This window comes from Scandinavium sp. (assembly GCF_051650185.1).
Lineage (GTDB): Bacteria > Pseudomonadota > Gammaproteobacteria > Enterobacterales > Enterobacteriaceae > Scandinavium.
The window spans coordinates 24,855-34,065 of sequence record NZ_JBOFIN010000042.1; the positions used below are offsets into that span (position 1 = coordinate 24,855).

Here is a 9,211-nt window from a genome sequence, read left to right on the forward strand (position 1 = left end):
ATATAGGTCAACTCGGCTTTATTTAAAACCACACATCGATTGCAAGATTTTAAAAAGAGAAATTCAATGAGTATTGCACTTGAACTAAAACAGCTTAAAAAGACCTATCCAGGCGGCGTTCAGGCGCTGCGTGGCATTGACCTGAAGGTCGAAGCAGGGGACTTTTATGCGCTGCTCGGGCCTAACGGCGCGGGGAAATCCACCACCATCGGTATTATCAGCTCGCTGGTTAACAAATCCTCCGGCCAGGTGAATGTGTTTGGCTACGATCTCGATAAAGACGTCGTGAACGCTAAGCGCCAGCTCGGGCTGGTGCCACAGGAGTTCAACTTCAACCCATTTGAAACCGTGCAGCAGATTGTCGTAAACCAGGCAGGCTACTACGGCGTTGAACGCAAAGAAGCGGTTGAACGTAGCGAAAAGTATCTAAAGCAGCTCGATTTGTGGGAAAAGCGCAACGAACGTGCCCGGATGTTATCTGGCGGGATGAAACGCCGTCTGATGATTGCCCGCGCGTTGATGCATGAGCCAAAATTGCTAATCCTCGATGAACCGACGGCCGGCGTGGATATCGAACTGCGCCGTTCGATGTGGGGTTTCCTGAAAGATCTCAATGACAAAGGCACCACCATCATTCTCACCACGCACTATCTGGAAGAAGCCGAAATGCTGTGCCGCAACATCGGCATCATTCAGCACGGTGAGCTGGTCGAAAACACCTCAATGAAAAATCTGCTGTCGAAGCTGAAGTCCGAGACTTTCATTCTCGATCTGGCGGCGAAAAGCCCATTGCCAAAGCTGGATGGCTATCAGTACCGTCTGGTGGATACGTCCACGCTGGAAGTCGAGGTCCTGCGCGAGCAGGGGATCAACAGCGTCTTTGCTCAGCTGAGCGAGCAGGGCGTGCAGGTATTGAGTATGCGTAACAAAGCCAACCGCCTGGAAGAGCTGTTCGTCACGCTGGTTCACAATAAGTCAGGAGAGCAGGCATGATGCAGTTGTATTGGGTGGCGCTGAAAAGTATCTGGGCCAAAGAGATTAACCGTTTTATGCGCATCTGGATCCAGACCCTGGTTCCGCCGGTCATCACCATGACCCTCTATTTCATCATCTTCGGTAATCTGATTGGCTCGCGCATCGGTGATATGCATGGCTTTACCTACATGCAGTTTATCGTGCCTGGCCTGATCATGATGGCGGTGATCACCAACGCCTATGCCAACGTGGCCTCTTCGTTCTTCAGCGCCAAGTTCCAGCGCAATATTGAAGAGCTGCTGGTGGCGCCTGTGCCAACGCACGTGATTATTGCCGGTTATGTGGGCGGTGGCGTGGCGCGTGGGCTGTGCGTGGGGATTCTGGTTACCGCAATTTCACTGTTCTTCGTGCCTTTCCAGGTGCACTCCTGGCTGTTTGTGGCGCTCACGCTGCTGCTGACGGCGGTGCTGTTCTCGCTGGCGGGTCTGCTGAATGCCGTGTTTGCCAAAACGTTTGACGATATCAGCCTGATCCCGACCTTCGTGCTGACGCCGCTGACCTATCTCGGTGGGGTGTTCTACTCGCTGACGCTGCTGCCACCGTTCTGGCAGGCGCTGTCGCACCTGAACCCGATTGTCTACATGATAAGCGGCTTCCGCTTTGGCTTCCTCGGCATCACCGATGTGCCACTGTTCACCACCGTTGCGGTGCTGGCAGTGTTTATCATCGCGTTCTACGCCCTTTGCTGGTATTTAATCCAGCGTGGTCGCGGTCTGCGTAGCTAATTATTTTTCCCCTCTTCGCGCGGAGAGGGGCAAACTCTTGATCGATCTCACCCCTCCTCAATTTTCACTCCGCTAAACTACTTGCCTGCTAAGGAGCCGGGCTATGTTGGGTTGGGTGATTGCCTGTCACGATGACAGCGCACAAGTGCTACTGGATCGTCTGGAAAAGAAATGTGGGCCGCTGGTGCAATGCCGGGCGGTTAACTACTGGCGTGGCCTTAGCACCAACATGCTTAGCCGCATGATGTGTGACGCGCTGCACGAAGCGGATTCGGGTGATGGCGTTATTTTTCTGACGGACATTACCGGTGCCGCGCCGTACCGAACGGCTGCACTGATGAGCCACAAACACTCTCACTGCGAAGTGATCTCCGGTATTAGTTATTCGCTGCTTGAATTAATGGTGTCGCTGCGGGGGACGCACAGTAGCGAGGCGTTCCGTGAAGCGATCGTGGCGCAGGGTGGGCCTGAAGTCACCAGCCTTTGGCATCAGCAGCAAAAACATCCGCCGTTTGTTTTGCTTCATGACCTGTATGCCAATTAACCATTGGTATTGATGGTGCTTTTGTTACACTATCAGCTGGCTTATCGTTTCGGTTCTGAGCGCATGCTGATTCGCGTTATTTTCTCATTTCTTTTACTTCTTTCTGGCAGCGTCAGCGCCAGTCTGCTTAGCCAGCACGGGCAGCCTGCCCGCTACATGCAAACCACGGAAGATGCCATTATCTGGGCGCAGGTGGGCAATGATGTGGTGACGGTCGGGAATGTGCGTGCCGGGCAAATTCTGGCCGTCGTGCCGACCAACGCTGACTACTATGAGTTTAGCTTCGGGTTTGGCACGGGCTTTATCGACAAAGGCCATCTGGAGCCCGTGCAGGGGAATCAGCGTGTGGAAGACACGCTCGGTGATTTGAATAAACCCCTCAGCAACCAAAACCTGGTGACGTGGCGTGATACGCCGGTGTACAACGCGCCGAATGTGGGCAGTGCACCGTTTGGTGTGCTGGCTGATAACCTGCGTTACCCGATTATCAGCAAGCTGAAAGATGGTCTGCACCAGACGTGGTATCAAATCCGTATCGGCAACCGCCTGGCGTGGGTCAGCAGCCTGGATGCGCAGGAAGATAACGGTATTCCGATCCTCACCTACCACCACATTTTGCGCGATGAAGAAAACACCCGTTTTCGCCACACCTCGACCACGACCTCCGTGCGTGCCTTCAGCAACCAGATGACGTGGCTGCGCGATCAGGGTTACACCACGCTGACGATGTACCAGCTTGAAGGCTATGTGCGTAATAAGATGAACCTGCCGGCGCGTTCGGTCGTGATTACGTTTGATGACGGCCTGAAGTCGGTCAATCGCTACGCTTATCCGATCCTCAAAGAGTATGGCTTCAAAGCGACCGCGTTTATCATCTCTTCGCGTATCAAGCGCTATCCGCAGAAGTGGGGGCCGAAATCGCTGCAGTTTATGAGCGTTTCAGAACTCGAACAGATTCAGGATGTGTTTGATATTCAGTCGCATACCCACTTCCTGCACCGTGTGGACGGTTATCGCCACCCGATTTTGCTGAGCCGCAGCTATCACAACATCTTGTTTGATTTTGAGCGTTCGCGTAGGGCGCTAAATCAGTTCAATCCGCACGTGCTGTACCTGTCCTATCCGTTTGGCGGATACAATGCCACCGCGGTTCAGGCGGCGAATGATGCAGGATTTCACATGGCGGTGACGACGGTAAAAGGGAAGGTGAAGCCGGGAGATAATCCGTTCTTATTGAAGCGCTTATATATCTTAAGAACGGATTCGTTAGAGACCATGTCGCGGCTGATCAGCAATCAGCCGCAGGGGTAAGACTCAGGCAACCTGAACGGGAATAGCTTTGGCGGTGCGTTTCATTTCGTTGTCGCCTTCGAAATAGGCAACATTCGGACGCCATGTGCGGGCTTCGGCGTCGGACATGGTGACAAAGCTTGCGATAATCACGATATCACCGACAGCAGCGCAGTGCGCAGCCGCACCATTCACAGAAATGATGCGTGAACCGCGTTCTGCGGCGATGGCGTAGGTGGAAAAGCGCTTGCCGTTGCTCACGTTCCAGATATCAATGGCTTCGTTTTCCAGAATCCCTGCCGCGTCGAGGAAATCCTGATCGATAGCGCAGGAGCCTTCATAGTGCAGGTCCGCCTGAGTCACTTTCACGCGGTGGAGTTTGCCCTGCAGCATAGTGCGAATCATAACTTTACCTTTGTTGCTGTGTTGCCCCTCACCCTAACCCTCTCCCCTGAGGGGAGAGGGAACGATCGAACTTTCTGTTTTCCCCCTCTCCTCTTTGGGGAGAGGGCCGGGGTGAGGGGATATATTCATCAGATTGATGGGCAGTATTGCCCGTTTTTTAACCCCTGTCTACCGGGATAATTCAACCGTTTTATTGTCGATCAACCGCGCCTGACCCAGCCATGCCGCCATCAGAATAACCGCGCGTTTACTGGTCTCAGACAGCTCCAGCAGGGTGTCGGCATCGCGAATCTGAATGTCGTCGGCACGGAAGCCTTTGTCGTTCAGCTCTTGCTCCGCAAGCGTAATCATCTCTTGCTCGTCACGCTCGCCCGCCTGAAGCTTTTCGGCAATGGCATTCATCACTTTGCTTAAGCCAGGCGCGATTTTACGCTGGTCGCTGGTGAGATAACCGTTACGGGAACTCAGTGCCAGCCCGTCTTTCGCACGTACTGTTGGCACGCCTACGACATCAATGTCATAGCCCATATCCGCCACCATCTTGCGGATCAGCGCCAGCTGCTGGAAATCTTTCTCGCCGAAACAGGCGACGTCGGGCTGAACCAGGTTGAACAGCTTGCTGACGATGGTGGAGACACCGCGGAAGTGTCCTGGGCGGCTGGCGCCTTCCAGCATGGTAGAAATGCCCGGTACATCGACAAACGTTTGTGTGTCCATGCCTTGTGGATAAATATCCGCGGGGGCAGGGGCAAAAACGAAATCCACTTTACGTTTGTTCAGCTTCTCGCAATCTTCCTGCAACGTACGCGGGTAGCGCGCTAAATCGTCGGCGCGGTCAAACTGCATCGGGTTGACGAAAATACTGACCACCACCACATCGGCGCGATCTTTGGCTTCATCAACCAGCTTCATGTGACCGTCGTGCAGGTTGCCCATGGTAGGCACCAGCGCGATGCGTTTACCTTCCTGGCGTAAACGGCGGATATGCTGGCGCAACAGCGGCAGGGTTTCGATAATCAACACAACAAACTCCTTAATGGAAACTGTGTTCTTCGCCCGGATAAGCCCCGGACTCGACCTCGTCAATATACTGCCGTACGGCAGCGCGCATGTCGCCCGATTCGGTCAGGAAATTTTTAGCAAATTTAGGGATATGACCGCCGGTAATGCCGAAAGCATCGTGCATCACCAGAATTTGGCCGTCGGTGACGTTCCCGGCACCAATACCAATCACCGGAATGGTCAGGGCTTCAGTGATGCGTTTTGCCAGCTCGACCGGTACGCATTCCAGCACCAGCAACTGTGCGCCTGCGGCTTCCAGTGCCAGCGCATCATCAAACAGCGTCTGCGCGGCATCGCCACGTCCCTGTACTTTGTAACCGCCGAAGATATTGACGGACTGCGGCGTCAGGCCTAAATGCCCGCAGACCGGCACTGCGCGTTCGGTCAGCATTTTTACCGTTGGCGCGAGCCACGCCCCGCCTTCCAGCTTGACCATGTTCGCGCCAGCTCGCATCACAACGGCGGAGTTCTCAAAAGCCTGTTCTGGTGTGGCGTACGCCATAAACGGCAGGTCAGAGAGCAGCAGACAGTTGGGGGCACCACGGCGAACCGCACGGGTGTGATAAGCGATGTCTTCTACCGTCACGGGCAACGTGGAGTCATGCCCCTGGACCGTCATGCCCAACGAGTCACCGACCAGCATGACGTTAATGCCGGCGTCGGCGAACAGTTTCGCGAAGCTGAAGTCGTAAGCGGTGATGGTGGCAAAGCGTTTCTTTTCCTGTTTGCATTTCTGCAGCAGGGAAATGGTGGTGGGTTTCATAGCGTTTCCTGATAACGAAAGCCGAGTCTACCGGCATTGTATCAGGCAAGGCGGGACGGGCAATCGGTTTCCCGTTTACCAGTGAGCAGGTTTTGCGCAGTTAAGATCCTGAAGCAGGGAGGCAAGCGAAGTGCCATCAGGAAAGTGCAAATCCGGGGCGATTTCCGCCAGCGGCCACAGCATAAAGCCACGGTTATGCATGTCGTAATGGGGGACCGTCAGGCGTTCGGTGTTCATCACCGCATCGCCAAACAGCATGATGTCGAGATCCAGCGTGCGTGGCCCCCAGCGTTCAGCTTTACGGACACGGCCTTGCTGTAATTCAATGCGCTGGGTGTTATCGAGCAGTGCCTCAGGCTGAAGCTCGGTTTCAAGTTCCACCGCGGCATTCAGGTAGTCGGGCTGATCCTGTGGGCCAAGCGGTGGCGTGCGGTAGAACGAAGAGACCGCCACAATGCGGGTTTGTGGGATCTCGCCGAGCGCAGCAATCGCCGCATTCACCTGATCGAGAGGTGATGCCAGATTGCTGCCGACGGCGATGTAAACACGTGTCACGCGCTGCTGCCTGAACGTGGCGCACGTTTGCGAGGACGGCGGTGGCGACGACGAGCAGCAGGCTCTTCATCCAGGCCGTTCAGCATGTCTTTTTGTGCAGGCGGAGCCGCTACCTGGAATTCCCCCCACCACTGCGCCAGACTCTGCAGTTCGCGGTTGCCTTCAGCCTCTGCACGCAGAGCCAGCAGATCGTACGCGGCGCGGAATTTTGGATGCTCCATCAGCTTCCACGCACGTTTGCCCTGGCGGCGAGACATGCGCAACTGCAGTTGCCAGATGTCACGCACCAGCGTGGTAATACGTTTCGGAATAGCCAGTGAACGGCAGGCTTCGTCCAGCACATCGTTCATCGCCAGCGCGAAGGCGTCGTAATAGGCCAGGCCGCTTTCCTGCGCGATGCGCTGCGCCGTTTCCAGCAGCGGATACCAGAACATGGCGGCAAACAGGAACGCCGGGTTCACGCGCATATCGTTATGAATGCGGTTATCAGTGTTGCGCAGTACCTGGCTGAGGATGCGTTCCATCGGGCTATCACCGTTTTCAGTGAAATAGCGGGTGATGGTCGGGAACAGCGGCTGGAACAGGCTGTATTCGCGCAGAAGTTTATAGGTTTCAAACCCATAACCGGCCTGCAGCAGCTTGAGAGATTCTTCAAACAAACGCGCTGGTGGCACGTCGTTAATCAGCGTTGCCAGGCGTGGAATCGGTTCGGCGGTATCCGGGCTGATGTTCATGTTCAGCTTGGCGGCGAAACGCACGGCGCGCAGCATACGCACCGGATCTTCACGGTAGCGAGTTTCCGGATTACCAATCAGGCGAATCACGCCGTCGTCTAAATCGCGCATGCCACCGACGTAATCACGTACGGTGAAATCAGCCACGCTGTAATAGAGACTGTTGATGGTGAAATCGCGGCGCTGGGCATCTTCTTCGATGTTGCCGAAGATGTTATCGCGCAGCAGCATGCCGTTCTGGCCGCGCTGAGAAGTGGCGCGATCGTCCGGTGAGCCATCGTGATGACCACGGAAAGTGGCGACTTCAATGATTTCCGGGCCAAACATCACGTGAGCCAGACGGAAGCGGCGACCGACCAGGCGGCAGTTGCGGAACAATTTACGAACCTGTTCCGGCGTGGCGCTGGTGGTCACGTCAAAATCTTTCGGTTTTTTGCCAAGCAGCAGATCGCGGACACCGCCGCCCACGAGATAAGCCTCGTAGCCCGCTTTATTCAGACGGTAGAGCACCTTGAGGGCATTTTCACTGATATCTTTGCGAGAAATAGCGTGCTGCTCACGCGGGATGACCGTCATTTCTGGTTTTGCGTCGACGGTTTCAGCCCCGGTTTCTTCACGGGTTAGCACCTTACGGCAAAAATTAGCGACTCGGGTAAAAATGTTACACCTCGGTTATCGTGTCAGTCGTCAGAGTAGAGTATGGACAAAAAATTGCGGCTAATCATAGCTCAGCCGGGCGCGTTTGAGAATGCTGAATTAAACCACAGCCGAAAGCTTCCAGTTCGCCACCGCTATTTTCAGCAGATCCTCGAGCGTCAGATCCTGCCACTCATCAACACTATCCTGATGAAGAAACTGCAAAGCCCGGATAATTTCCGGACGTGGGTCACCGGCACAAAGCGCGGGTGCATGATTCTGTTTTGAAAGCTTAAAGCCGTCGCTGTTCAGCGCCAGCGGTAAATGAATATAGCCAGGTTCCTGCCAGCCAAAATGACGATAAAGCGAGATTTGCCGGACGGTTGGCTCGATTAAATCGGCCCCGCGTACGATTTCCGTCACGCCCTGATAATGATCGTCGACCACCACCGCCAGATTGTAGGCAAATAAGCCGTCGCGACGATGAATAATAAAATCTTCCCGTGCCAGGCGTTCGTCGGTGATTATCGTGCCGCGTAGCCTGTCTTCAAACTGCAAGACCGGCTGCGTCTGATGCAAACGAACCGCAGCGTTTTCAGGGCCGAGATGAAGCTCGCGACAGTGGCCGTCATACGTTCCTCCGACGCTCTGAATGCGGGCGCGAGTGCAGGTACAGTTATAGCTTAGTCCTTGCTCTTGCAGCCATGCCAGCCGCTCACGATAGGCATCATGGCGCTGCGACTGCCAAAGCACCTCGCCATCCCAGTGCAGGCCGTAATGTTCCAGTTGACGCAAAATGGCCTCTGCGGCACCGGGAACTTCACGAGGAGGGTCTATATCTTCAATGCGGACTAACCAGGTCCCGTGATTTGCTCGCGCTTGCAGGTAGCTGCCGAGGGCGGCAATCAGTGAGCCGAAATGGAGTTCGCCGGAAGGAGAAGGGGCAAAGCGCCCGATATACTCTGAGTCTGACATGTCTTAGGTTCAGAAATGAACAAGGCGGGAGAGGGCTCCCGCCATGAGGGTGATGCGAGGCGAATGACTTAGCCAGCCATCTGTTTTTCGCGAATTTCCGCCAGCGTCTTGCAGTCAATGCACAGATCGGCCGTCGGACGCGCTTCCAGGCGGCGGATACCAATTTCCACTCCGCAGGATTCGCAGTAGCCGAAATCTTCGTCTTCGACTTTCTTCAGCGTCTTCTCGATCTTTTTGATTAACTTACGTTCGCGGTCACGGTTACGCAGTTCAAGGCTGAACTCTTCTTCCTGTGCGGCACGATCTACCGGATCCGGGAAGTTGGCAGCTTCATCCTGCATGTGTGTCACGGTACGATCAACTTCATCCCTGAGTTGGTTACGCCACGCTTCAAGAATACGCTTGAAGTGAGACAGCTGGGCTTCGTTCATATACTCTTCACCCGGCTTCTCTTGGTATGGCTCCACCCCAGCGATGGCGAGAATAC

10 protein-coding genes and 1 pseudogene are annotated in these 9,211 nt (G+C 54.9%); 4 read left to right on the top strand and 7 right to left on the bottom strand.

The genetic code is table 11. From position 1 onward, the window contains the following. The first annotated feature begins 66 nt into the window (after positions 1 to 66). The 4 genes from ACRCWW_RS05390 (at position 67) to ACRCWW_RS05405 (ending at position 3,615) form a co-directional block, all read left to right on the top strand. Positions 67 to 993, top strand: coding sequence for an ABC transporter ATP-binding protein (locus ACRCWW_RS05390; RefSeq protein ID WP_438681491.1), 927 nt, complete (start codon positions 67 to 69; stop codon positions 991 to 993). Next, positions 990 to 1,760, top strand: a complete 771-nt coding sequence (locus tag ACRCWW_RS05395; protein ID WP_438681492.1) for an ABC transporter permease — start codon at positions 990 to 992, stop codon at positions 1,758 to 1,760. Before ACRCWW_RS05390 ends, ACRCWW_RS05395 begins: the two co-directional genes overlap by 4 nt. A 103-nt stretch (positions 1,761 to 1,863) precedes the next feature. Next, on the top strand, positions 1,864 to 2,304 hold the full coding sequence (locus ACRCWW_RS05400) for a PTS sugar transporter subunit IIA (RefSeq protein ID WP_438681493.1): 441 nt from the start codon (positions 1,864 to 1,866) through the stop codon (positions 2,302 to 2,304). Positions 2,305 to 2,367: 63 nt separating this feature from the next. Further along, a complete protein-coding gene (locus ACRCWW_RS05405) occupies positions 2,368 to 3,615 on the top strand; it encodes a polysaccharide deacetylase family protein (RefSeq protein ID WP_438681498.1) in 1,248 nt (415 codons plus the stop codon). A gap of 3 nt (positions 3,616 to 3,618) precedes the next feature. Here ACRCWW_RS05405 and panD read toward each other — a convergent pair whose 3' ends face one another. The 7 genes and pseudogenes from panD to dksA all read right to left on the bottom strand — a co-directional run bounded on the left by panD (position 3,619) and on the right by dksA (position 9,209). Further along, positions 3,619 to 3,999: an aspartate 1-decarboxylase gene (panD, locus tag ACRCWW_RS05410; RefSeq protein WP_438681494.1), complete on the bottom strand. Its 381-nt coding sequence runs from the start codon at positions 3,997 to 3,999 to the stop codon at positions 3,619 to 3,621. Positions 4,000 to 4,167: 168 nt separating this feature from the next. Next, positions 4,168 to 5,022: a pantoate--beta-alanine ligase gene (gene panC, locus ACRCWW_RS05415; RefSeq protein WP_438681495.1), complete on the bottom strand. Its 855-nt coding sequence runs from the start codon at positions 5,020 to 5,022 to the stop codon at positions 4,168 to 4,170. A gap of 10 nt (positions 5,023 to 5,032) precedes the next feature. Then, positions 5,033 to 5,824, bottom strand: a complete 792-nt coding sequence (gene panB, locus ACRCWW_RS05420) for a 3-methyl-2-oxobutanoate hydroxymethyltransferase (protein ID WP_330984833.1) — start codon at positions 5,822 to 5,824, stop codon at positions 5,033 to 5,035. A 75-nt stretch (positions 5,825 to 5,899) separates the two neighbouring features. Then, the gene (gene folK / locus ACRCWW_RS05425; RefSeq protein ID WP_438681496.1) at positions 5,900 to 6,379 is read right to left on the bottom strand and encodes a 2-amino-4-hydroxy-6-hydroxymethyldihydropteridine diphosphokinase; all 480 of its coding nucleotides are present in this window, start codon (positions 6,377 to 6,379) and stop codon (positions 5,900 to 5,902) included. Beyond that, complete coding sequence (gene pcnB / locus ACRCWW_RS05430; RefSeq protein WP_438681499.1) at positions 6,376 to 7,773, bottom strand: polynucleotide adenylyltransferase PcnB; 1,398 nt, start codon at positions 7,771 to 7,773, stop codon at positions 6,376 to 6,378. Before pcnB ends, folK begins: the two co-directional genes overlap by 4 nt. A 61-nt stretch (positions 7,774 to 7,834) precedes the next feature. Then, a pseudogene (gluQRS, locus tag ACRCWW_RS05435) lies at positions 7,835 to 8,724 on the bottom strand (tRNA glutamyl-Q(34) synthetase GluQRS). Between the two features lie 68 nt (positions 8,725 to 8,792). Beyond that, the gene (gene dksA / locus ACRCWW_RS05440; RefSeq protein ID WP_438681497.1) at positions 8,793 to 9,209 is read right to left on the bottom strand and encodes an RNA polymerase-binding protein DksA; all 417 of its coding nucleotides are present in this window, start codon (positions 9,207 to 9,209) and stop codon (positions 8,793 to 8,795) included. Positions 9,210 to 9,211 lie beyond the last annotated feature (2 nt).